This window comes from Mangrovimonas aestuarii (genome assembly GCF_028767185.1).
Lineage (GTDB): Bacteria > Bacteroidota > Bacteroidia > Flavobacteriales > Flavobacteriaceae > Mangrovimonas_B > Mangrovimonas_B aestuarii.
This window is the reverse complement of sequence record NZ_JARACK010000005.1, coordinates 201,386-226,793: the sequence shown is the minus strand read 5'-3', so window position 1 is coordinate 226,793 and position 25,408 is coordinate 201,386. Positions and strand designations below refer to the sequence as shown.

Sequence of the window (25,408 nt, the reverse complement as noted above, 5' to 3'; positions counted from 1 at the left end):
GTTTATGTCCGATTCTAAGGGGAACTTATTTGTACGTCGTCCAGTTTTGGCCATGGTGATTGCCATTATTATTACGTTGGTTGGAGCCATTACCCTGACAGGACTTCCAATTGAGCAATATCCCAGTTTGACTCCTCCCCAAGTGGTTGTTCGCGCTATGTACCCTGGAGCTAATGCGGTAGACATAGAGGAATCGGTTGCGACTCCTTTGGAACAGCAGATTAATGGTGTTGATAATATGCTGTACATGAACTCCACAAACTCCAACGATGGTACGATGGCCCTAAGAGTATCTTTTGATGTTGGTACAGATCCGGATATGAATGCTGTTTTGGTTCAAAATAGGGCTGCAGCGGCTACTGCAAGACTACCAGAGTCCGTTAAGAAATTAGGTGTTACTACAAAAAAGGCTATGTCTAACGTAATGATGGTTCTTACTTTATCTTCGGATGGTACTTTTGACCAAGACTTTTTAGGGAACTATGCGTTGATAAATCTTCGAGACGAATTATTAAGACTTTCTGGAGTTGGAGATGTTACAGTATTTGGATCTGATTATTCTATGCGGATTTGGGTAAAGCCCGACAGACTTTCCCAATTAGGTGTTACGGTACCTGAAATTGTTAAAGCTATTAACGAACAAAATGTATTGGTTCCAGGGGGGCAACTGGGAGGGGAGCCAGCTCCTAAAGGCACGGAATTTACCTATACGGTAAGAATGCCCTCCAGATTTAATTCGGAAGAGGAATTTGGAAATATTGTTGTTCGAACAAAACCAGATGGATCTCAAATAAAAATTAAGGACATTGCTGAAGTTGAGCTTGGTATAGAAAAGTACAATGCATTTACAAGGTTAAATAAGGAAATTTGTACAGTTATTGCCATATATCAAGCTCCAGGTTCTAACGCTCTAGAAGTTGCTAATGAGGTAAAAGAAGCTATGGCGTTCATGAGCAAACGTTTTCCTGAGGGCATTAAATATGATATTTCTTTAGATACAACCTTGGCCATTACAGCAGGAATTGATGATATTATTGAAACATTGATCATCGCCTTATTATTAGTTGTATTTGTAGTGTTTTTATTTCTTCAGGACTGGAGAGCCACTTTAATACCATGTCTAGCTATTCCAGTTTCCTTAATTGGTGCGTTTATATTCTTTCCCTTACTCGGATTTACTATTAATGTTTTATCACTTTTAGGGTTGGTTTTGGCCATTGGAATTGTAGTCGATGATGCCATAATTGTAGTTGAGGCTGTTCAGGTTAACATTGAAAGAGGCATGGAGCCAAAGGAAGCTACCATCGATGCTATGAAAAAAGTTACGGGCCCAGTAATAGCGACAACCTTGATTTTAGTGGCTATTTTCATTCCAGTAGCAGGCATGTCTGGAATTACAGGGAAGCTTTATCAACAATTTGCTATAACCATTGCTGTTTCTGTAATTGTATCTTCTATAAATGCTTTAACACTATCACCTGCACTCTGTAGTTTGTTGTTAAAAGAACCTAAGCCTTACAAAGGGGTTTTTGGGAAAATTTTTGGTGGATTTAATAATTTCATAAAAAAATCTACAGACGGGTATATGTCTGTAACCAATATAGTTACAGGAAAAATTAAAAGGGGGTTAATTTTTATTGGTGTTTTGGTTATTGGTTTGGGAGTTTTGTCAAAGTTAGTTCCTATGGGCTTTATACCTGAGGAGGATATGGGGTACTTTTTTGTGAATATTCAGCTACCTCCAGCCGCCTCGATTCAACGAACCGATGAAATTACAAGACAAGTAGAACATCTTCTTCTCGAGAAAGAAGATGTTTTATATGTTACCAATGTAACGGGGTACAGTTTGCTCTCAAGCTCCTTTTTAAATAACTCGGCAGTGATGTTCGTTAACTTAAAAGATTGGGACGTGAGAACCTTAAGCGCAAATACGTTTGTAGATAATATTAACCAAGAGTTGTTAAAGATACAAGGTAGCATTAATTTGGCATTTGGCCCTCCACCAATTCCTGGATTGGGTAAAGGGTCTGGATTTAGTATAATGATTCAAGATAGAGGAGGTAATACACCTCAATACCTGTCTGAACATGCCAATGCTTTTACTCAAAAGGCTGTTGAGCGTCCAGAAATAGGTCGTGCCTTTACCCCGTTTAATGCTACTGTTCCCCAGCGTTTGTTGCAGGTAAATAAAGAGAAGGCTCTTAAGTTAGGAGTCCCATTAAATGACCTTTATGCCACAGTAGGAGCTTATATGGGAGGGACTTATGTCAATGATTTCAATCGGTTTGGAAGGCTTTATAAGACATATATTCAGTCTGAACCAGAATATAGGCAGGATGTATCTGGATTATCCAGTTTCTTTTTAAGAAATAACAATGGTGAAATGGTACCAATGGCAACCTTTATTGATTTAGAGAATATTTCTGGTCCAGATTATACCAATCGATTTAATCTTTTTAGGTCTGTTGAGGTTTCTGGGGCTGCAGCTCCAGGCTATAGTACAATAGAAGCGCTTGATGCACTGGAGGAAGTAGCAGCAGAGATACTGCCAAGCGATATAAGTTATGCCTGGAATGGGCTGTCTTTTCAGGAGAAAAAGGCTTCTGGAGGTTTGTTGCCTATATTGACATTGTCTATGATTTTTGTCTTTCTTATTCTTGCTGCTCAATATGAGAGCTGGTCATTGCCAATAAGTGTCTTGGCAGGAACCCCTTTTGCAATTTTTGGAGCTTTTCTTGGATTGTTTTTAGCCAGGATTTTTTCACCGTCTTTTGAGAATAATGTGTTCGCTCAAGTATCCTTTGTAATGTTGATAGGTATGGCAGCAAAGAATGCCATACTGATAATTGAATTTGCTACCGAAGAGTTTCATAAGGGGAAAAGTTTATACGACTCGGCTGTTCTGGCAGCTAAAGAACGCTTTAGGCCAATACTCATGACGGCTTTTGCTTTTATTTTTGGAATAATTCCTTTGGTTATTGCTACTGGTTCCGGGGCAGAAGCCAGAAAGGTGATGGGAATGACTTTATTGGGTGGAATGGTAGTCGCAACATTTCTTGGTGTATTTCTCTATCCGATGCTGTTTGTATTCATTGGAAAGCTATTTGGGTATGAAAAGAAAAGGCAAAAAACTACAGAAAATGAATCTGTACTAAATAGAGAAGAATGATTGAGAGGTTCTTCAAATATGGTATGTTTATTACATTAATTGTAGTGTATTCTTGTGCAGTAGGTCCAAATTTTAAGCCAGCAGAAGTTAACGAACCTGAGGATTTTAGGTTTAGTGTTCAGGAAGATTCTATTATTAATATAAATTGGTGGGAAGTATTCAAGGATCCTGTTTTAGACTCTTTAATTTTTTTGGCATTGGATAATAATAGAGATGTGTTAATTGCCAGTAGTAGGGTAGAACAAGCACGAGCTGTATTGGGAGTGAGTAAGGCAAATTTTGGTCCGGCTATTAGTTACTCGGGTAATATAGCCCGAACAAACTACCTTCAAAATATCAAGCTAGATGAAGTGTCGGGAATATACAGTGCTCAAGCTGGCTTAAAATGGGAAATTGATCTATGGGGGAGAATCAGGAGAAGCAATGAATCTGCAAGGGCAAGTTTATTGGCTTCCGTTTATGGCAAAAGGGCAGTTCAATTGAGTTTAATTAGTGAGATGGCTTCCAGTTATTATGATTTATTAGATTACAGAACCCGATTAATCATTGCAGAAAATACATTCAAAGTAAGGGATAGTGCCTTGGCCATAATTAAACTGCGTTACGAAAAGGGAATCATTCCCTTGCTTGATGTTAATCAAGCAGAAATTCAGAGCGCCACAGCCCAAGTGGCAATCCCCTTTTATCGTCGTCAAATTGCCTATACCGAACATCGTTTGAAAATATTGTTGGGCGATTATCCAGGAGAAATACCAACTCCAACAATGCTGTTAGAAAAAAAACTGCCAGATTCTCTCCCAGTAGGATTGCCTTCTGATTTACTTTTAAGACGTCCAGATATTATGGCTTCACAATATGATTATTGGTCTCAACATGCTAGAATAGGGGTAGCCGAAGCCCTGCGTTTCCCCACTATAAGCTTAACTGGAGTTTTAGGTTATGGTAGCCCAGAGCTAACAAATTTAATTTCTAATGGTTTAGGGTGGGGTATTGGAGGCAGCTTTGTTGGTCCTCTTTTTGAATGGGGAAAAAATAAACGAAGGGTCGATGTTGAACGAGAAGCCACCAAACAGGCTTTAATGACATATGAGAATACAGTGCTTAATGCCTTTAGGGAAGTAGATGATGCGCTTATTGCAGTTCAAACTCTCAAAGAGGAATTGGCAATACGAGAGGTGAGATACAAAGCAGCCGAAAGTGCAAGTTACCTATCAGGCTTGAGGTATGATAAAGGTGTGACTAGTTATTTAGAAGTGGTAGAAAACCAGCGACAAACTTTTGGGGCAAAACTAGAATATTCCCAAACCTATAAAGAAGTGTTTTTAGCTTACATAAATCTTTATAAAGCATTGGGAGGTGGTTGGATTAGTGAACGTGAACGTGATGAATATGCTCGGAAGTATGAACAACAACTTAATTTAGAAGAAGGTAGTGTTAAAAGGGATACGTTAATTTATAAAGGTCAATTTATTGATATTCAGTTGAGTAATGGTAATAAGTGATTTTAACTCAATAAGCATGTCATCGATAAAGTTTTTCTTTGTACGAGAATTAGTGTAAGAATAAATTTGTTTTTCTTATCTTTAGAGAAACCCCGTACCTGTATCTAAGGCTACTTTTTAGAAAATCACTCTAATATGCCATCAGTATTATTGCCGACAGATTTTTCTGAAAACTCAATTAATGCTATCCATTACGCTATTAATATGTATCAAGATAAAGTGTGTGACTTTTACTTACTACATGTTGTAAAGGCATCTTCATATATCTCTGATGATTTGTTGACTAAACAACCAACAACAACCATTTATGCACATTTGGTAAAAGATGCAAGGTTAGCTGTTGAGCGAATAGTTAAGGATATGAAAGCCACATATCAAAATACTAAGCATCGATTCCACACCATAATTGACTATGATAATTTTGTAGATGCCATTAATCAAACTATACCTTCTCAGGATATCGAATTGATTATCATGGGAACCAAAGGAGCAACCAATACAGAAGGAATTCTTTTTGGAAGCAATGCCGTTCGTGTTATGCAACGGGCTGTTTGCCCAGTTTTGACAGTGCCTAATCCATATGCTTTTAGGCCTATAAATAATGTGGGGTTTATGTCTAGTTTTAATATGGACTATGGGAAAGACACTCTGAGTCCGTTGATAAATTTGGCTCAAACCTTCAAGTCACAGGTTTGGATATTACATTTGGATGAAACACCAGAATTATCGGAATCACAAGAAAAAAATAAAGCCATTTTAGATGAAACTCTTTCAGCTACTGATCATGACTTTGTTTCAATAGAAGGTAATAGCTTGTATCAAGCTGTGACCCATTTTATGGAGTTGCGAAATGTAAACTTGTTGAGTATGGTAAACAAGAAACATTCCTTTTTTGAGAGGTTGTTTACCAGGCATGAAGTTGAGAGGTTTGCGTTTAAAATACCTGTTCCATTACTGATTTTACAGCTAAAAGGACAAAAAAAATAGGATCGGTTATCGATCCTATTTTAATCTAAATTAACAGAAAATGTCGAGGCTAAATTATTGCCAGCCTCCTCCTAGAGCTCTATAAAGAGCAACAAGAGCCAATAAACGACTCTGCTTCACTTTAGCTAAGCTCAGGTTAGAGTTTAATGTGTTTTCTTCTGCGCGCAAAACCTCCAAATAATTAGCATAGCCATTATTTAATAATTCTGCGGCATAGTTTCTTGCAGTTGCAAAGGCTTCGTATTCTTTTTGAGTAAATTCTATCCGTTTAGTGGCTGCTTCGTAATTGTACATGGCATCCGAAACTTCTTTGCTGGCTATTAAAAGCGATTGTTTAAACCTTAATAATGCTTGTTCTTGCTGAGCTTGAGATACCTCATATTGTGTTTTTATTTTTCTTCCATTAAGGAGAGGTTGTGCCAAACCACCAATAAATGTTGCAAATAAGGAGTTGGCACTTAATAATTTATCCAATTCCAAACTTTGGAATCCACCAGATGCATTTAGTGTTAAAGAAGGATAAAATTGACTTCGAGCAACATTGGTAAGCTCAAAAGATTCGATTAGAGCATATTCTGAAGCAATTACATCCGGGCGGTTGCGAAGCAATAATGCAGGAGTTCCAGTTTTTATAGGAGTGGTAATTAGTTGTGACTCCAATTCATTCCTTTCTATGGTCTGAGAAGGTTTACCCAAAAGGATAGACATAGTGTTTTCAAGCAGCTTTTCGCGAACTTCCAATTCTATTAATATATTCTCAGCAGTATATACTTGAGCTTCTGTTTGTTTTACAGCTACCTCTGTTAGTAAACCTGCATCTTTTAAGGACTTAGAGGTTTCTAAGCTGGATTTTCGATTGTCTAAAGTTTGTTTAGTAATTACTCTTTGCTCATCTAAAGCAACAAGCTGATAATAAACAGTGGCAATTTGAGAAATCAATTCGGTTTTTACCGCTTGATGGGCTGCTACCGTTTGTAGGTATGAAGCTTGAAATGCTCGTTTATTACTTCTTATTTTTCCCCAGATATCAGCTTCCCAAGAAAGACTCCCACTTAGTTCAAATTGATCCAACGATGAGAACAAACTTCCAAACTGACTGTTGGATGACAATTCCTGATGGGTTGCTGTAGCCTTTCCGTTAAGTGTTGGAAGGTATCCTGCTTTTCCCTGTTTCACATAAGATTCAGCAGTGAGAATCTGTTGAAGTGCAATACGAATATCTATATTGTTATCCAATCCTTCTTGAATATAGCCTTGAAGTAGTGAATCTGTAAAAACTTCTTTCCATGATATTTCAGCTATGGAAATACTATCGTGTTCAATAGAGTCGGTTCTATAATACTGTTCGTCTACAATTTCTGGACGTTCATATTCTTTAGCTGCAAAACAAGAGGCTAAAAGTATTGGCATAGAAGCCAGTAATATTATTCTATAGATTTTATATGTTGATAGTTTCATTTAAATAGTCTCGTTTATAAGGTTCTCTGAAGTATCTTTTTCATCCGTTGGTTTTCCGGAGACTTTTTCCTGAAGCCATTGGAAAATAACAAAAAGAACAGGTATTACGAATACCCCAACGATAGTTCCTACCAACAGTCCTCCAGCCGCCCCTGTACCAATAGAATTGTTTCCTGCCGCACCAACACCTTTAGCCAATACTAAAGGCAAAAGCCCCAGAATAAAAGCAAATGAGGTCATAAGAATAGGACGCAAACGTACTTTAGCTCCTTCAATAGCCGAATTGATTAGGCTGAGCCCTTCATGTCGTCTTTGAATTGCAAATTCCACGATAAGAATGGCATTCTTGGCAAGAAGACCTATTAGCATAATCAAAGCAATTTGGAAGTAGATGTTGTTTTCAAGTCCAGATATATAGGTCGTTAAGTAAGCACCTGCTACACCAATGGGCAATGAAAAAATTACAGAGAGTGGAAGTAGGTAGCTCTCGTACTGAGCAGATAGCAGGAAGTACACAAAAAGAATACTAAGCATAAAAATGATTCCCGCCTGACCGCCAGAAGCAATTTCTTCTCTAGTAATTCCAGAATATTCAATCTTATATCCGTCTGGTAAGGAAGTTTCTGCCAATGCATTTATTTTGGCAATAGCATCTCCAGAGCTGTACCCAGGAGCTGCGGATCCATTTACTGTAACAGAATTGAATAGGTTAAAACGATTTACTGTTTGGGGTCCATAAACCCTGTTTAACGTAACGAATTGTGAAACGGGAGCCATCAGACCGTTAGCTGTTTTCACAAACATACTGTTTAGACTTGAAGTATCTTTACGATTATCAGGTAGGGCTTGTACCAACACTCTAAATTGCTTCCCAAAACGGCTGAAATCAGTAGCATAATACCCCCCTATATATCCTTGCATGGCAGATAATATGCTGCTAATAGGTACACCAGAATCTTTAGCTTTGGCGATATTTATATCCAATTCTAATTGTGGGAAGTTGGTGCTAAAAGAGTTTGACGCAAATGCTATTTCTGGTTGTTGATTTAGTTTAGAAACAAAATCGGTAGCAATATTGTCTAAATCCTTAAGACTACCAGAACGACGGTCTAGTAAACGCATTTCAAATCCATCGGCACTACCAAACCCCGGTACGCTAGGAGGTGTAAAGAAAATGATTTTGGCTTCTGGTATTGATGCCGCTTTTTGGTAAAGCTGACCAATGATGGCTTGGACTGAAGTATCGTCGGTTTCCCTATTTGCCCAGTCTTCCAGAATTACGAATCCCATTCCGTATGAACTACCAGATCCAGAGAAAAAGTTTCGTCCACTAATGACAGAGGCCCCTTTAATTCCCTTGATGGTGGATAGTTGTTCATACATATTCTCGGTTACCTTAAATGTTCTATCCAATGAAGCTCCTGCAGGTAGTTCTATGTTCATGAAAATTACTCCACGATCTTCAGAAGGTACAAATCCTGTTGGGATGGTTTGACTAGCCCTGATAATTCCCAAAACAGAAACAGCTAAAATGACTAACGTGATCCATTTGTGTTTGAGTAAAAATGAAAGTGACTTTGCATACTTGTTTGTAGTCGCTTTAAATGCGATATTAAAACCGGTATAGAATCGTTGCAGCAATGATTTTTTATCCTGTTTTTCATCGCTGTGAGGCTTTAAGAAAATAGCACAAAGCGCTGGGGTTAGTGTTAATGCGTTCAAAGCAGATATAAGAATTGCTATAATAAGTGTTACCCCAAACTGCTCATAAAATACTCCGGAAGGTCCTTTAATGAAAGTAATAGGAATAAATACAGCGGCCATTACCAGTGTAATTGAAACTATGGCTCCTGTAATCTCATTCATTGCCGAAACCGAAGCAGCCTTAGCACTTTTCATACCGCCTTCTAGTTTAGCGTGAACAGCTTCTACCACAACAATAGCATCATCTACCACAATACCAATAGCAAGAATCAATGCGAAAAGCGTAAGTAGGTTTACAGAATACCCTAGGACGTTTAGAAAAAAGAATGTCCCGATTATGGATACAGGAACTGCAATTCCCGGAATAAGTGTAGATTTAAAATCTTGTAAAAAGATGAATACAACCAAGAAAACTAATAGGAATGCTTCTATAAGAGTGTGTTTTACTTTTGTCATAGAAGCCGTTAGGAACTTATTCGTATCATAGTTTATAAGATAATCTATTCCTTCAGGAAAGTCTTTTTTAAGGTCTTCAAGTTTTGTGTATATGTGCTCAATTACTTCTTGGGCATTCGAACCTGGAGTTTGGAAAACCCCGAAGTTCAACCCTGGATAGCCTTTTGAACGTGACAATGAAGAATAAGAGAAAGCATCCAGTTCAATTTTGGCAACATCTCTTAAGTATAGGTATTTACCATTACCCAACGCTTTAATAATGATATCCTCATACTCTTTGGCCTTTTTGTAACGTCCTTTATATTTTATAACGTATTCAAATGATTCGCCTACATTCTGTCCCAAAGATCCAGCAGCGGCCTCCAAACTTTGTTCACCAATAGCTTGAATGACATCGTTAGGTGTTAAGTCATAGTTTGCCATTTTATCAGGATCTAACCATACGCGCATGGCGTAGTCCTTAGCTCCAAATACATTAATAGCTCCAACGCCATTTACCCGTTGTAACTCAGGCTTAACATTAATGTTCAGGTAGTTTTGAATGTAAGTGTCGTCATATTCTGGATTAGTGGAATAAATAGCAGCATAAAGTAGGGCGGAGTTTTGTTGTTTTTGTGTAATTACCCCAGCACGAATTACTTCTGAGGGTAAAAGCGCATTTGCTCTAGCAACCCTATTTTGAACGTTTACAGCTGCAATATCTGGGTCGTAGCCCTGTTCGAAAAACACTTGGATTGAAGCACTACCATCATTGCTGGCACTTGAGGTAATATAAGTCATGCCTTCAACCCCGTTGATTTGTTCTTCGATTGGAATGATAACACTTTCCAAGATGGTTTCGGCATTGGCTCCAGGATAAGAGGCTGTAACCTGAACTGTTGGAGGTGCAATATCCGGATATTGGGTTACTGGTAATTGATTCATTCCCAATAATCCCAACATTACTATAATAATCGATATTACAGTAGAGAGTACCGGTCTTTCAATAAATTTTTTAAGCATAATCTATTTATTTAAAAACCGTACTGAATGATTCTAAAATACTATCGATAGAGGTTGGTAAAGGCTTAATATGCATACCAGGTCTTACTTTGGTAATACCTTTAGCCAGTACATTATCTCCTTGATTTAAACCACTTTCAACGACATAAAGCTTGTTGGTGTTGGAAGTAATTGATATTGGAGTTTGAACAATTGAATCGTTCATTACTGTATATACAAATGTCTTTCCTTGTTTTTCGAATGTAGATTCGGAAGGAACAACAATGGAATTGTTATGAATTTTAGGAATTTTTATGGTCCCGCTACTTCCGTTTCGTAATACACCTTCTTGATTATTGAACTTCGCTCTGAAGGTTACTGTACCTGTTCTTTGGTCAATATTTCCTGAAATGGTTTCTACAATACCTTCTTTTTGATAGGTGCTTCCGTTAGCTAGTTCCAGAGAAACTTTTGGGAGATTCTTGATCTTATCTTCTAAAGTGTTTCCTTTGGAAGAACTGATAAAATCTATGTATTCTTTTTCATTCATTGAGAAAAAGGCATATACATTTTCGATTGCAGCTACTTGTGTTAGAGGAAGACTGCTCTGTGGACCTACTAATGCACCTTCACGGTAATTAATAGTTCCAATAATTCCATGAATGGGACTTGTAACGTTTGCATAATTAATATTTGCAATAATACTGTTGTATGAACTTTTAGCTTGTTCCAATTTAGCTTTGGCAGTTTCCAACTGTACTTGACTAATAATATTTTTATCAACCAGAGGTTTGAGTTTGTCAACTTCTACTTGAGCAGCATTTACATTGGCTTTTGCAGCAGCAGCGTCTTGTGTGAGTGATTGTGTTTCCAGTTTGAATAGTGGCTGACCAGGTTTTACAGTCTGTCCTTCGTCAACAAGTACTTTTTGCACATAGCCTGTTACTTTTGGGCGTATCTCACTGCTTACAACTCCTTCAATGGTCGTTGGAAAAGACTGATATGTGGTAACATCTTGACCTTTTACCGTAATGACAGGAAAAGCAGGGGGAGGGGTAGCTGAATTAGAGGATTGCTCAGCATTTGAGTTACATGCCACTATAGCAAACAATGTTAATATACCTCCAATAACGTTTATAGTTTTCTTTTTCATAGCAGTTAATCTGTTATTGTGGATTGGTTTTATTGATTAATTTTTCTTTTATACTTTTTATAGCTGTTCCAGCCTCATTCAAAAATGAGAGGTAGCCTGTATGAAATTCCAGATCAAAACGAAACTCTTCTTTATTGTTTTTACAATTATTGTAGGTTTCTTTGTATTCCATGATATCAAGATGTAATTGCCTTTCGGCTTCCCATGTTTGAATCATTTTATCCAAAGAATGAATAATGTGGTTTGGGCTCACGGTAAAGTACTTTTTACGATCGCCGGGTTTTGTGTGGTAACAAATTACTTTTTGAGCCTGGAGATTGTTGAGATGTGTAGATATGGTGCTTTTACTTGCGCATAGATTAGTAACTAAATATTCGAATGTAGTTCCTTGCTTTCCATTTAGAATAAGCGTAGATAAAATTCTTGCAGCCAAAGGGGCACGATTATCCCACTCCTCTATATGGACACCCAGACGTTCAATTAGTTTTTCTTTTTTAGATAAAAATTCGTCGGTCATTATTGGAATAATAAGATGAAATACAAAATTACCGATTAGTTCGGTTTAAAACGAACTTAGGGTGTTAAACAAATATTAATTTTGCTTTTGGTTTGTCAGGTTTTTATTTAGGCGATTATTTGTGAATAAGGTTAAATAACAAAGGCTCAAGCTTTATTGTTATAATAAATATTTGAGCCTTTGATAGGTAAGGAAGATTAATTGTGAAGTTAATTAGCCGAATTGGATATAACAATTTTCTTATTGACTATTTTTCCATCTTCAGTAATTAACTGAATTATATAGCTACCTTCCGAAAGATCATTTACAGGTATTCTCATTTCGTTAGAAAGAGTTATGTTGGTTTGGTTCCAAGCCCTAACTGTTTGCCCGAGTGTATTTATCAAGTAAATTTGCTTGGGATTTACTTCTGGGGGCGTTTTTATATAAATAACTTCAGAACTATTGAGATAATTGATTATGGTTTTATTTAATGTTTCCTCTATAATATTGAGGGTTTCATCTTCTGTGAAAGTAATATAGAATCTATTGTTATAGTCTTCAGCTTTTAAATATTTTCTGTAAGGAAGATTATTTATTAATGTATATGTGCCATAGAGGGCATCGTATACGTAAACATTAATGTTTTCATTAAAGTTCTCTAAACTAGTTAATTCAATTTGGATGTTTCCTGAATTTTTCACGGTCATATTCATTGGATATTTTTTTGTTTTATCAAAGTCACCAACTCCTTGAATGATGTAAGGTTTGTTATCAATTACCCAATTCAAATCACTAGGAAAACGTTTTGTATGTTTTGTATCAGAGTCTTTACCAAAACCACCTGAATTTAATCCGTGTGGAGGGCTTATTATGTTTGGTGCATCGTACCCGTAATCCAATTCATCTGAGGCCAAATTATTGGGTAAAAAGCTTAACAGTAATTGTTTGACAGCTCCTTCTGGGGTTGTAAAATTAAACCGGATACGTTTTATAGCATCCGTATTGTCGAGATTCTCGTTATTGGCCGATCTTAGAAATACGGATGTTCCAGAGCCAGTTTCTCTCTCAAACACCCTTTGGTCATTTTCAAACTTAATCTGTCCACCTGTTCCTGGTTGTAATGCTGCAACAAAAAAGCCTTGCGCCACAGGTATATAGGGGCCCGGCTCTAAGGTAGATGTTCCTAAATTACTAATTACATAACCATCATTGGTAATAGGTGGAGTTGTAGGGGCTACTCCTCCGCTTAAATTGTAAGCTGCATAACCTCCTTCATATTCTAATAAAATATGGGAGTTGTTGGATAGATAATGTACCCAGAAATATAAGGTTCCATCAAAAGCATTACTTGAATTTGGGTTTGCATTGGGACCTGGGATATTGTCCCTAATAAACTCATCCGCATCCATGGCAGACGGATAGGGGTTTCCAATCAAGAATTCCTCGCCGTTGGCCAATGTTGTGGCACTATTTTGAATAGAGCCGTTATGTGGCTTACCCTTGAACACATAATTTTGATAGTCACCACTAGTGCCACTTCCTTTCATTGTATATCCATTACCTGTAGGTATGTTACCTGTACTGCCCACGTGATTCCATTCAAGATAAGTATTGGCTAGGGCATTAAAGGTCCATAGCCAATAATTAGGAATTTGAATTGGTGGTCCAGGATTAGCATCATAGCCTCCAATCCAAGTTATAGCTTGGGGGGTATCAGTGAAGGTGCCATCCATTAAAACATCGGCTACGGTATAATCTGCATTATTGGGAGTTGTGTTTTGAAGGCTTACAGGGCTGCTCCAATAGTTATAATTGTAAAGAATAGAAATTCCTTGTTGGTCGCGTTCAACAAAACCACCACTGTTTACATCTAAAATACTTTCACTAACCTGTGATGGCGTATAGCGCTTTTGAACCAATTGAGATTCTCCAATTAAATCTATTGAACCATCCAATTTTAAATAGTGTGAGATAAACAGACCATTTCCTGGATTAGTTTCATCTTGGGGTGAGGTGCTGTCAGTAATGGTCACTTCATTACTGTTCACCAAAAGGCCAAGTAATTGTAATTCCTCATCATCAGGGTTGTAAACTATATCATGGGAAGTAATGACAATGTTCCAGTCTATACGCTCTCCATTAATACCATAGGCATTGGGGTAATCCCAAACACTATGTCCCCAAAGCCAAGGTGAACTCGCAGAAGTATCCCTCCAATTACCATTATTATCTGATGTATATGGTAAAGGCGCATTTTCCTCTTGCCAGGTAGTTATGTTTCGCATGCGTCCATCTTGGGTTCCTGCGTTTGGTAATATATATCCACCAACAATATCTACCGTTTGATTCATTTGGTAATAGCCAATAAAGTTCGCCCAAGTTAGTCCGGGAGCGTCAATTGGAACGACAGAACCTCTTACATTACCTCCGAAGTTTTCAACTTCTTGGTTCATCATAAACCTAATTTGTTCAACAGTAAGCGCTGTATTCCAAATTCGCAATTCGTCCATCCAACCCTCAAAGTAGTTCACTGGATCGGGACTCCCTCCAGTCGCAGCCTGATCCATTGCACCAAGGATACATTCAAAATTATTTTCGATGGGGGATGAACTACTGGATGTAGATCCCACTAAAATTCCATCTACGTATAAATTGTAGGTTCCCCCGTCATAAGTAATAGCAACATGGTACCATCTATTAGTGCTTATCGGATCAGAGGCAGTTACTACTCCAGTATTGTTCCAATGAAATGAGACCATATTGTTTACCAAACGAAGATCATACCCATGCGTAAAATCGGTTGCATCACGTTTAGATATTATTGTTTGTACCGAGCTATTAGAAGCTTCTGATTTTAACCAAAGTTCTATGCTAAATGCTCCATTGGTGCCGCTTAGGTCATTTGGACCACTTAAATTATAATAGTTCCTGAAGGTCACGTTGTCATCCACACCATCAAAGTCCAATGTGCTGCAATTGGTAAGGGTAACAGATATAGAATCCGTGCTGGGCTCACATGGGGAGCCTTCAGGAGGTGTTACTGTCCATGTTAAGATATAGGGGCCTTCTTCTTCACCCGTAAAGGTGGTATTATAGGCTGTAGGATCGGCAAAACTATAGGTGCTTGGGTCTTGACCAGAGGTTACGGTCCATTCACCGGTAGAGACAAGATCAATTGTTTCACCTGGATTGTCAGGATCTGGAATTGGGGTGACCCCGGTTAAAGGGGTCGCGCTGATGGTTACCGTATTAACACCGCATTCTGCTTGTCCGATTATAATATCTTCTCCGGCATCGGCTATATCGTAATCATAAACAGTTAGGTCTACAAATTCTGAGTTGTCCTCAGTAATAGCATATCCACAAGAATTTACCAGATAAGAAGTAACAGCATAAGAATGAACACCTGGAGTTGGAGGTGTAACCATTATTATATTTTCATAGTACATTGTAGTACCAGGAAGTTCTGTCCATACTAAAACATTATCGATTGGAGGTGCTGGAAGAGTAATTCCGTCCATAGCTGCTAAACTTTCATCGGTATGTCCTGAAAATGTAAAACGGATTCGCAAATCTGGTACACCTACAAGATTAATACCGGGATAAGTGGATAGATCGTATGAAAAGTGGTTTGCTGAGAAAGGATCATAATTTCCAGAAGCAGTGGGGCCATTAACCTCCCAAAGAGGGACACTTAAATACGTGGCTCCACCATCTATTGAAATTTCAACAAGAAAATAATCAGAGGCATCAGGTAAAACATAAGCATAATCAAATTCGAAGATAGCATCTTCCAGTCCAAAAGTATTAAAAATAGGTGTTTCCAGTTGTGTTGTAATGTTACCATCAGCTATTGCAAATTTGGGATCTCCAGAATCTAAAAAAACACCTCCACCAAAGGGATGGGGGTTGGTACCGGACCAATCATGAGGAGGATCAGTATTATCTCCATTGGCAGTCCATCCTCCAGGGCTTCCGTCTACTAACCAGCTATCAGGATCTTGAGTGTTTAATTGTCCAGTCTGAAAGTTTCCACCAGTAATAAACTGTCCGTTGGCAATAGAGCTTTCAGCTGTCAAGGTTGACGATTCCCCCAAACAAAGTGTGTATGCAGATGCTGTAACTGGGTCCGGTTTTAAGTCGTTAGGAACGACACTTATTACAGCCAAAGCAGAATAAGTTTGACCACAACTGCCACTATCTATCAAAACTCTATATATTGTTGTGTCTGTAATGCCAGAATAGGTAATTGCATTTGAGGTATCATTAATGATAGTCCAGTTTTGACCATTGTCCGTAGAATATTCCCATTGGATTATATCACCGGACTCCCCGGTTAATTCTAAGCTACCTGTAGAATCAGCACATACTAATACTACAGAGCTTGTAGTGAGTTCTCCATCAGGACCAATAGCAGTACCTTGAACTGTCCCACCATCAGCTACTTCATCTATATTGATGGTTGTAGAATGTGATACTGTATTACAGCCTCCAACACCTAGAATAGTATTTGTAACAGTATAAGATCCTGGAGTACTTGTTGCTAAATCTATTTCACCTGTTGAAGAATTTATAGCTAATCCGCTATTGGCTGTAAATTCACCAGCAACGCCTCCTCCAGAGAAGGTAGGTAATGGATTACTGCTGTTTTCACAATAAGAAGTGGAGCCATAGTTAAATGTTGCTACGGGTAATGGAGAAATAGAAATATCTGTACTAACAATAACTGCCTCACAACCATTAGAGGCTGGGATGGTATAAGTTACAGTGTAATCCCCTACATCACTTTCATCTGCAGAGATTTCTCCTGTTGAGGTATCGATATCCAAACCTGCTGGACTTGCAGAATAAGTTCCACCACTATTGTCTGTTCCAGTTAAATTAACGGTTATTGAGGAGGAATCGGTCTCACAATAAGCAGGCTCGTCATAGTTAATATTTGCAACAGGTAAGGGGGTAATGGTAACATTGGTGGTTACGGGAACCTCTTCACAACCACCCGATGGAGGAATGGTATAGGTAACTAAATAGGTTCCTGGAGTACTTGTGGATGGTATTATAGCTCCTGTTGAAGCATTTATTGACAAACCAGCAGGTGCAGAATAAATACCACCAGCATAGGCATTGGTTCCGGTTAAAGTTACAGCTTGTGCGGTAGAAACATTATCGCAGTAAGGAGAGGTAGCATAATTTATGTTGGCTGTAGGTGGAGGGGTAACCGTTAAGGTGGCTGGAGTTGAGGTTGCACTTGGGCAGGTCCCTCCAGGACCACTTATTACAACATCATAATTACCATTGTCGGAAGGAGTAATGTTGTTTAGAGTAAGAGTTGCATTGTTTTCTCCCGTTAAATCCACTCCGTTTTTACGCCATTGGTATGAAGTGATGGTTCCATCAGCAACTACAATAAAACTTACATTTTCCCCTTGACATAAGGTTTGAGAAATAGGCTGTGAAGTAATATCAATTTCTTGGTTAACGTTTAGGGTAACCTCTGCAGAAGTGATTGTGGGACAAGAAGCGTCTCCCGATATGGTTACATAATAAGTGTCTGCATCACTCATGTTTGCTTGAGCAAAACTCAAGGTACTGGATGTTTGTTCTGGGTTGGAAGTAATACTGATATTGGAGTTTGAAACAATTGGTGTTCCTCCCGGAGCCGTGCCACTATACCATTGAAAGCTTAAATTATCTCCAATACCAATCACGGTAAAACTAGCGGATTCACTTGCACAGACTCCGACATTTTGAGGTTCGGTTGTAATAAAGGGAACTTCCATTATGATAAGAGTCATAGCGTCCGAAACTGCCGTACAGGGTCCGGACGGATCGTCGGTTGTATAGGTAAGGATTACCGAACCATTGTTTATGTCTGAAGGACTAGGGGAATAAACCGCATTGATAGTATTGTTATTGAAAGTACCTGTACCTGAGGAAGTCCATGTTCCAGAGCTAGCTCCTCCTTCTAAGGTAGCGTTCATTGTGGCTGTATCTGAAGAACAAATGGTTTGGTCAGGGCCAGCCTCTACTATTGGTGCCGGAGTAACTGTAATGGTAATGGTATCTGAGTCGCTTTCACATGGCCCTGTAGGATCGTTGGTAGTATAGGTTAGAGTTACGCCTCCATTGGCGATGTCTGCATCACTAGGTGTGTATTCTGCAGAAGGTGTGTTGTTATTGAATGAACCACTACCACTGGTAGACCATGTTCCGGATGAGGCTCCTCCACCTAATGTAGCATCCATTATTACAGTTTCATTAGAGCAGATTGTTTGATCAGAACCAGCATCGACAGTTGGTGTTTCGTAAACATTAATGGTAATCGTATCTGAAACGGTAATACAAGGTCCACTAGGATCATTGGTTGTGAGTGTGAGTGTAACCGCGCCGCTAGCAATGCCGGGGGTATATTCTGTATTAGTGTTATTAATGTTATCAAAACTACCAGAGGGAGCAGACCAAGATGCAGAACTTGCGCCACCACCAAAACTACCCGAAAGAGATACCGTTTCTCCTGCACAAACATCTATATTGGTTCCTGCTTCTACTGTAGGAGTCTCAAATACGGTGATTTCTACTGTGTCACTTATAGCGGTACAGCTTCCATTTGGATCGTTTGTTGTTAATGTTAATATGACAGTTCCACTAGCTATTGAAGGTGTATAAGAGGTATTTGTTGATGAAGCATCAGAAAAAGTACCACTAGGAGCGCTCCAGGTAACAGAACTTGCACTTCCCTCAAAACTACCTGACAGTCCAATTGATTCTCCTGCACAGACGTCTTGTGGGTTACCAGCTTCAACAGTAGGGGCTTGTTCTATTGTAATGGTTCTGGTATCGGAAACGGCCGGACAACTTCCGGGAGCATTTGTTGTTAAGGTAAGGGTTACTGTTCCTGTAAAGTCAGACGCTGGTGTATAAGTGACATTTTGGGGATTTGGGGTTTGAGCCGTTGTACTTAATGTACCTCCTCCCGAAGTGACAGACCATGCTGCAGTAGTAGCATCGCCACCAAAACTTGCACCAGATAAGGTAATAGGAGATGGTGCAGCTGACTGACAGACAGTATCTGGTCCTCCAGCTTCGACAGTATTGAGAGCATTAACGGTAATCGTGGCACTTTCAGTTAATGGAATAGTGCAGCTTGGAGAAGAAGAATATCCAACGCTAACCAAATTATAGGTTGTGGTTGTAGTTAATGCTCCAGTATTAATTGTAGAGATACCACTACCTCCAACTGCTATGGTTTGATTGCTGCCGCCATTGATATTGTAAGTTGCTGTTGTATTTGGAGTTCCAGTAAATGTTATGTTAGTATTACCTCCAGAGCATAGGGTTGTGTTTCCACTTATAGAGGCAGTTGGATCTGCAAGAATGAATATTTGCATACTATCGATCACAGTTCCTCCATCTGCACAGGTATTATTAGTAATGTTTCCAGTCGTAGAAATGGTTATGGTTATAACACCACCAGAAAAGCTATCTGGAATTAAATACACAGGATTTAATTGGGCACTAAGACTGCCGTTTGAAAAGTCAAAGCTCCCCCCAATTCCACCATCTGACCATTCAAATTGATTTTTGCGTTCTACAACGCCTCCTATAAGCCCTGCTAACTGAACGTCCGTTTGGTCTGAACATACAAATTGATCAGGTCCTGCGTTAACATAGGCGTATGTGTCCACAGATATAGGTATACTAATAGAGTCTGTTCCACATGGGTTTGAAAGGCTTACACTTAAATTACCAGAAGTAGCGCTTGGACCTGTTGTTAGGGTGATTTCCTCAGTTCCCTGACCGGAATCTATAGTAAAACCTGGAGGAGCAGTCCATGTGATGTTGGTAACGGTTGAGGGATCTAGAATGGTAATGCTGTATGTTTCAGTAGTTGGTGGACAAATCCCTGTTACCCCCAAAATTTCTGTTGGTGCTGCAGGTGGGCCAGAAAAAACGGTAATGGTACCACTTGAACTGGCCGCACCACAGCCTGTTGTGTTTACTGTGTAGTTATAGGTGCCAGATGCAGCTGTAGCACCTGTAATAGTATAGGTATTGGCTCCAGAATTGTAATTTCCCGAAAATCCTGCAGGCAAACCACTAAAAGTTGCACCTGTTGTACCTCCCCCTAAATTGAATACAATTGGAGAAATGTTAGAGTTTATACATACTTCCTGATCGTTGTTGCCTGATGCTAGTGAGATGGTTGCATCGGGAATAACAGTAATAGTTATTGTGTCTGTATTGAAACACCCATTTTCATCCGTTCCTGTAACTGTATAGTCCTGCGTAGAGTCGGGGCTAAATACAATACCATCGGATACACCATTGTCCCAAGAATAGGTTGAAGCTCCACTTCCTGTTAAGGTAACTGAATCTCCAATACAAATTTGTGTTGACGTGGCATTAGCTACAACATTGGGAAGAGGATCAATAGTAATTTGTAAACTAGTGGTGTTATAACAGCCTGTGCCTAATTCGCTTCTTACCCAGTAAATTGTAGGTGCGGTAGGTGACACAGTTGCAGATATAGCGGATGAGGCATTATTGGCATTGGTTTCACTGGTATAAAATGAAAGTGTTCCTCCTCCACTAATGTTTACTAAATCGTTGAGGTTTATACTGGATTGCCCAGAAGCACAAACAGATCCGTTAGAGGTTGTAAGTTGAGGTAGTGGATCTATTGTTATAGTTATTTCATCTGTTACATAACAACCAGTAGCCAATTCACTTCTTACATAATAAGTTTCAGGACTGGTTGGGCTCACTATTGCACTGATGACTCCAGTTTCGTTATCTGCACCTGTTTGTGTTAGGTGAAAGGTAACAGTTGTACCATTCGTTGTAACCAATGAATTTAAATCGATAGAGGATTGCCCATTGGCGCAGACTGATCCGACTATAGTACTTAGTGTGGGTAATGGGTTAACAGTAATGGTCACTGAATCTGTATTGTAGCAATTGGTTGATGCACTTTCACTTCTTACGTAATAGGTCGTTGTAACGCTTGGGGTAATGTTTGGAGAAATGGGGTTTATCCCATCATTAGCATCTGATTGCGTATTGTGGTAAGTAAGCGGTTCACTTCCAGTTGCAATTGTACTAAGGTCAAAAGAGTCTCCTAAACAAATTGCTTGATCTGGGCCAGCACTAATGGTTGGCAAGGAATCAATATCTATGGTTATTGTGTCCGTTACATAACAACCTGTAGCAAATTCACTTCTTACGTAATATGTTGTTGTCGCAGTTGGGCTGACCAAGGGATTAATTGCACCTGTATCATTATTTGCTGTTGCTAGTGAATTGTGAAAGGTAACAGTTGTTCCATCTGTAGTTACTAAACTGTTTAGGTTGATTGAAGTTTGGTTGCTAGCACATACAGAACCATCATCAGTAGTTAGATTAGGTAATGAGTTTACAGTAACGGTAATGGGGTTATTACTAGTTTGAGGTACTGGTGTAGCACACTGTACAAATGAAGTTACTTCTAGATCAATAATATCACCATCTGTTAAGGAGCTAGTATTATAAGTGCTGGAATTGGCACCAGATATGGCTGTTCCGTTAAGTGTCCATTGAAAACCACTGGACGAACCGCTACCATTTATTATTGCAGCTGGATTTACCGAGAAAGTTGCTGAGTCTCCATTACAGATAGTATTGGGACCACTGATATTGAATGAAACAGGGCGCTCATCGTTTACTGTCATTGTAACGGTGTTACTAGTTACAGTAGTACCACAGGCCGATAGACTAGAAGTCATTTCCACATATACAATATCGGCATTTGCCAAGCCAGAGTTGGTGTAGGTAGGGCTGTTCGATCCAACTGGGATACCATTTAAATACCATTGGTAATTTGGAGCACTACCGCCATTAGTTGGTGTGGCAGTAAAGGTTACAGAAGTGTTTTCGCAAATGGTTGTGCTAGGAGAAGCATCAATTGCTACTTCAGCATCTACTGCCGCATCGTTTACCGTTACCGTAAAACTACAATTAGCCGTATTTCCGCTTGCATCAGAAACGGTATATTCCAAAGTGGTAACTCCTATGGGAAATGCACTGCCAGATGATAATCCGGTAACATCAGTTTGTGTTGTTGTCGCTCCAGAACAGTTATCTGTGCCAACTGGAGGGGCGTAGGTCACAACAACAGCACAAGTAGTAGGGGTGTTGGTTACTTCTATATTGGCAGGGCAGTTGATCGTGGGGAGAGTAATATCATCAATGACAATATTTTGAGTCTGTTGGCTACTGTTACCTTGACTATCTGTATAAGTCCAAGTAACTATAGTTGCCCCTTGAGACGTGATAGGGAGAGTAACATTGTTAATTGCTGTAATTGAACCATCGCAGTTGTCTGTAGCAGTTGGTGCTGTTAGGCTGGTAACTTCACATTGAGCATTGATAGTTGGCAGGCTTGAAACATTTGGTATAGGTGCTAGGTTATCTAAAATAGTAACTGTAGCTGTGCAAGAGTCTGATCCATCGGCATCAGTTACAGTAAGAGTTACCATTACTGGAGTCCCAACGTCATTACAATCAAATTCAGTGATATCAGTATCAAAACTTAAAGCTCCATTTCCTGAACTTCCATTGTTAACAGCATCTTCAGCTATAAAAGCCTGACCAGAAGCATTTAAAAATACGGTAATGTCTTGACAATTCACTGTGGGTATGAAAGAAGTAGAGCTCGATGAAGTGAAATTATCCGCACCCTTATAATCGACTAAAGGAATGACGTATTGAAGATTAATATCTCTTTGAAAAATTGAAGGTCTAGTTTCATGTCCAATAGCATGTAATTGTAAACTACATAATCCAACAAATAAATAAATAAAACCGAGAGTAGTAATCTTCCTCATAATACAAATCAGTTAATAATTGGGACAACAATGACTTCAAAGAAGATTGCGAAGTCAAGTTATCAAACAGTTGCTATTAACCGATTGAATTACGAGTTAAAAGTATTGATAATCAGTATATAGGAAAAATATTATCGGTGAAATACATGTTTGTAGCTATATGCTGAAATGATTTGTTTTATGCCCACAGATAGTAGATTTAACTTGTATGAAAAGTCGTAGTCATTATTGTTGTTATATATTTTTTCTTGATGAATTTTTTTATTACTGAGTAGTGCTGATTTACTAATTTTTGTGTTTTGATATGTATGTCGGTTTATGTTTATTGAGTTGTAGATGAGTTGATTGTGTGTTGGTTTTGTCAGTATTATTGTTTGTGCCTATAAAAGTTTTCGTATTTTAGAATGAGAAAAATGCCAAATGAATTATCGTTTTAAAATTTAATCAGAGCTATCACCTTTTTCTACCCATATCTTACCTACGCAGTTTAAACACATTTTTGAATTTGAATACTTATAATAATTCAATATGACATACCTTAAATACTTTTTATAATGAAAACAATTTTAAAAAAAAGGCTATTAGTATTACTGGCATTGCTAATCGGAACTTTTGGGTTTGCACAGGTGAAAAGTGATTTTGATAAGACTACTGATTTTTCTAAATATAAAACCTACGCATTTGCCGGTTGGGAAAATAACAGTGACAAAATTCTAAACGATTTTGATAAAAAAAGAATTACAGATGCGCTTCAGTCCGAATTCTCTTCAAGGGGCATGACATTGGTAGGCGCTAATTCCATTGCCGATGCCACCATTACACTTTATATAGTCATTAATAAAAAAACAAGTACAACAGCTTACACCGATTTTAATGGAACCATGGGGTATAGAGGCCGATGGGGTTGGGGGATGGGACCAGGGATGGCTACAGCCACTACTAATTATTATGAAAATGATTATAACGAAGGAACTTTTGTTGTGGATTTGTATGATACCTCTCAAAAAAAACTCATTTGGCAGGGAGTGATTACCTCTGTAATTCAGGAAAAACCAGAGAAAAGAGAGAAAACCATTCCTAAAAAGGTTGGTAAGCTCATGAAATCTTATCCGGTAAAGCCTATGAGATAATAGTTTCTTTATCTGTTTAGATTCATATTTATTGTTTTGAATGTAGAATACCGTTTACTATTGAAGACATTTGATGAGATGTTGGATATAGGTAATTTGTCAATCGACTTTCATGGTTTTATACTAATTCAGAAAATAATAATTGAACAGTTTGGTGCTATCGGATTGCTTTTAGTTTTGGTGTTTATTGAGAAAAATTAAGTGCACATAGAACGGTCATCTATTCTACAAATTATCATTGTAGGGTTCATAGATGTATAGGAAATAAGAGAAGGTAGCTATATGTATTGTTCGAGCAATATGATAATAGATCCTATATTTAAATTTAGTATAGGAGCGGACTTGGTAGGTTTAACAACGATTTTGGTTGGTACATTGCGTTTAGCTCTGGTTGGAATATTCGAAACTAAAAATAAACTATTATGAAAAAATCAGTTCACAATTACATTGTTTTCTTAATGTTTCTGGGGTTGGTTTCCTGTAATTCAGGAAACAAAGAAAATACTGATACTGTTTTAGAGGTTGATGAAGTGGTGGAGGTTGTAGATCCGCTATCATCTTGGAATGATGGTGCTGTTAAAAAGGCTATTACAGAATATGTTGAGGATGTAACAAATCCTAAAAGCGTTAATTTCATTCCGGTAAGCAGTCGAATTGCAACTTTCGATAACGATGGAACTTTATGGAGTGAACAACCCATCTATTTTCAATTGTTTTTTGCATTAGATAGAGTAAAGGATTTGGCTGATGACCGTCCCGAATGGAAGAATCAACAACCCTTCAAGGCTGTCTTAGAAAATAATATGGAGGAATTGTTGAAACAGGGGGAAAAAGGACTCGTGCAGATTATGATGGAAACTCATGCAGGAAATACAACCGATGAATTTGAATCTATTGTCAAAAATTGGATTGCCACAGCAAAGCATCCATCAAAAGATAAATTGTTTACAGACTTGGTGTTTCAACCCATGTTAGAGTTGTTGCAATATTTAAGGAATAATGATTTTAAAATCTTTATAGTCTCTGGAGGGGGAATTGAATTTATGCGACCATGGGTAGAGGAAGTTTATGGAATTCCAAAAGATCAAGTGGTAGGCAGTAGTATTAAAACAGAATACGATTATAACGATGGCAGCCCAGTTTTAAAGAGATTGGCTGAAATTGATTTAATAGACGACAAGGAGGGAAAGCCAGTGGGAATTAACAGGTACATTGGAAGAAAGCCAGTTTTTTCAGTGGGGAATTCTGATGGAGACTTGCAGATGTTACGTTGGGCTGATGCCAATAAACTTAAAAGCTTTAAACTTTATGTGCACCATACCGATTCAGTAAGGGAATGGGCTTATGATAGAAAATCGCATGTTGGAGGTTTTGATAAAGGGCTTGATGAAGCCAATGAAAAAGGGTGGTCCATGGTTGACATGGCAAAGGATTGGAAAGTAATTTACCCTTTTGAAAAGGAGTAATTATTACAAGTTTATACTGCCTGTGGCAGTTTTATACAATT

10 protein-coding genes are annotated in these 25,408 nt (G+C 38.4%); 5 read left to right on the top strand and 5 right to left on the bottom strand.

Going from position 1 to position 25,408, the window contains the following annotated elements; all coding sequences use genetic code 11:
* Positions 1–4: 4 nt before the first annotated feature.
* The 3 genes from PWU04_RS08485 (at position 5) to PWU04_RS08475 (ending at position 5,658) form a co-directional block, all read left to right on the top strand.
* Positions 5–3,169 (top strand): efflux RND transporter permease subunit, encoded by a 3,165-nt coding sequence (locus tag PWU04_RS08485; RefSeq protein ID WP_274475606.1) that lies wholly within the window; start codon positions 5–7, stop codon positions 3,167–3,169.
* Positions 3,166–4,671 (top strand): efflux transporter outer membrane subunit, encoded by a 1,506-nt coding sequence (locus PWU04_RS08480; RefSeq protein WP_274475605.1) that lies wholly within the window; start codon positions 3,166–3,168, stop codon positions 4,669–4,671. Before PWU04_RS08485 ends, PWU04_RS08480 begins: the two co-directional genes overlap by 4 nt.
* Positions 4,672–4,806: 135 nt before the next feature.
* Entirely contained in the window at positions 4,807–5,658 is an 852-nt protein-coding gene (locus PWU04_RS08475) for a universal stress protein (protein ID WP_274475604.1), read from the top strand.
* Between the two features lie 54 nt (positions 5,659–5,712).
* Here PWU04_RS08475 and PWU04_RS08470 read toward each other — a convergent pair whose 3' ends face one another.
* The 5 genes from PWU04_RS08470 to PWU04_RS08450 all read right to left on the bottom strand — a co-directional run bounded on the left by PWU04_RS08470 (position 5,713) and on the right by PWU04_RS08450 (position 22,771).
* Complete coding sequence (locus tag PWU04_RS08470; RefSeq protein WP_274475602.1) at positions 5,713–7,116, bottom strand: efflux transporter outer membrane subunit; 1,404 nt, start codon at positions 7,114–7,116, stop codon at positions 5,713–5,715.
* Positions 7,117–10,278 (bottom strand): efflux RND transporter permease subunit, encoded by a 3,162-nt coding sequence (locus PWU04_RS08465; RefSeq protein WP_274475601.1) that lies wholly within the window; start codon positions 10,276–10,278, stop codon positions 7,117–7,119. It abuts the gene before it with no gap.
* A 7-nt stretch (positions 10,279–10,285) separates the two neighbouring features.
* Positions 10,286–11,410, bottom strand: coding sequence for an efflux RND transporter periplasmic adaptor subunit (locus PWU04_RS08460; RefSeq protein WP_274475600.1), 1,125 nt, complete (start codon positions 11,408–11,410; stop codon positions 10,286–10,288).
* 13 nt (positions 11,411–11,423) lie between these two features.
* Positions 11,424–11,927, bottom strand: coding sequence for a GbsR/MarR family transcriptional regulator (locus PWU04_RS08455; RefSeq protein WP_274475599.1), 504 nt, complete (start codon positions 11,925–11,927; stop codon positions 11,424–11,426).
* Between the two features lie 209 nt (positions 11,928–12,136).
* Entirely contained in the window at positions 12,137–22,771 is a 10,635-nt protein-coding gene (locus tag PWU04_RS08450; protein ID WP_274475598.1) for a LamG-like jellyroll fold domain-containing protein, read from the bottom strand.
* A 554-nt stretch (positions 22,772–23,325) separates the two neighbouring features.
* Between PWU04_RS08450 and PWU04_RS08445 the strand changes: the two genes are divergently transcribed.
* A complete protein-coding gene (locus tag PWU04_RS08445; protein ID WP_274475596.1) occupies positions 23,326–23,901 on the top strand; it encodes a DUF4136 domain-containing protein in 576 nt (191 codons plus the stop codon).
* Between the two features lie 422 nt (positions 23,902–24,323).
* Entirely contained in the window at positions 24,324–25,367 is a 1,044-nt protein-coding gene (locus PWU04_RS08440) for an HAD family hydrolase (protein WP_274475594.1), read from the top strand.
* Positions 25,368–25,408 lie beyond the last annotated feature (41 nt).

Bases quoted from the DNA above. Each gene is read 5' to 3' on its own strand.
- PWU04_RS08485 (WP_274475606.1), top strand. From the start codon at position 5: ATGTCCGATTCTAAGGGGAACTTATTTGTACGTCGTCCAGTTTTGGCC.
- PWU04_RS08480 (WP_274475605.1), top strand. From the start codon at position 3,166: ATGATTGAGAGGTTCTTCAAATATGGTATGTTTATTACATTAATTGTA.
- PWU04_RS08475 (WP_274475604.1), top strand. From the start codon at position 4,807: ATGCCATCAGTATTATTGCCGACAGATTTTTCTGAAAACTCAATTAAT.
- PWU04_RS08470 (WP_274475602.1), bottom strand. From the start codon at position 7,116: ATGAAACTATCAACATATAAAATCTATAGAATAATATTACTGGCTTCT.
- PWU04_RS08465 (WP_274475601.1), bottom strand. From the start codon at position 10,278: ATGCTTAAAAAATTTATTGAAAGACCGGTACTCTCTACTGTAATATCG.
- PWU04_RS08460 (WP_274475600.1), bottom strand. From the start codon at position 11,410: ATGAAAAAGAAAACTATAAACGTTATTGGAGGTATATTAACATTGTTT.
- PWU04_RS08455 (WP_274475599.1), bottom strand. From the start codon at position 11,927: ATGACCGACGAATTTTTATCTAAAAAAGAAAAACTAATTGAACGTCTG.
- PWU04_RS08450 (WP_274475598.1), bottom strand. From the start codon at position 22,771: ATGAGGAAGATTACTACTCTCGGTTTTATTTATTTATTTGTTGGATTA.
- PWU04_RS08445 (WP_274475596.1), top strand. From the start codon at position 23,326: ATGAAAACAATTTTAAAAAAAAGGCTATTAGTATTACTGGCATTGCTA.
- PWU04_RS08440 (WP_274475594.1), top strand. From the start codon at position 24,324: ATGAAAAAATCAGTTCACAATTACATTGTTTTCTTAATGTTTCTGGGG.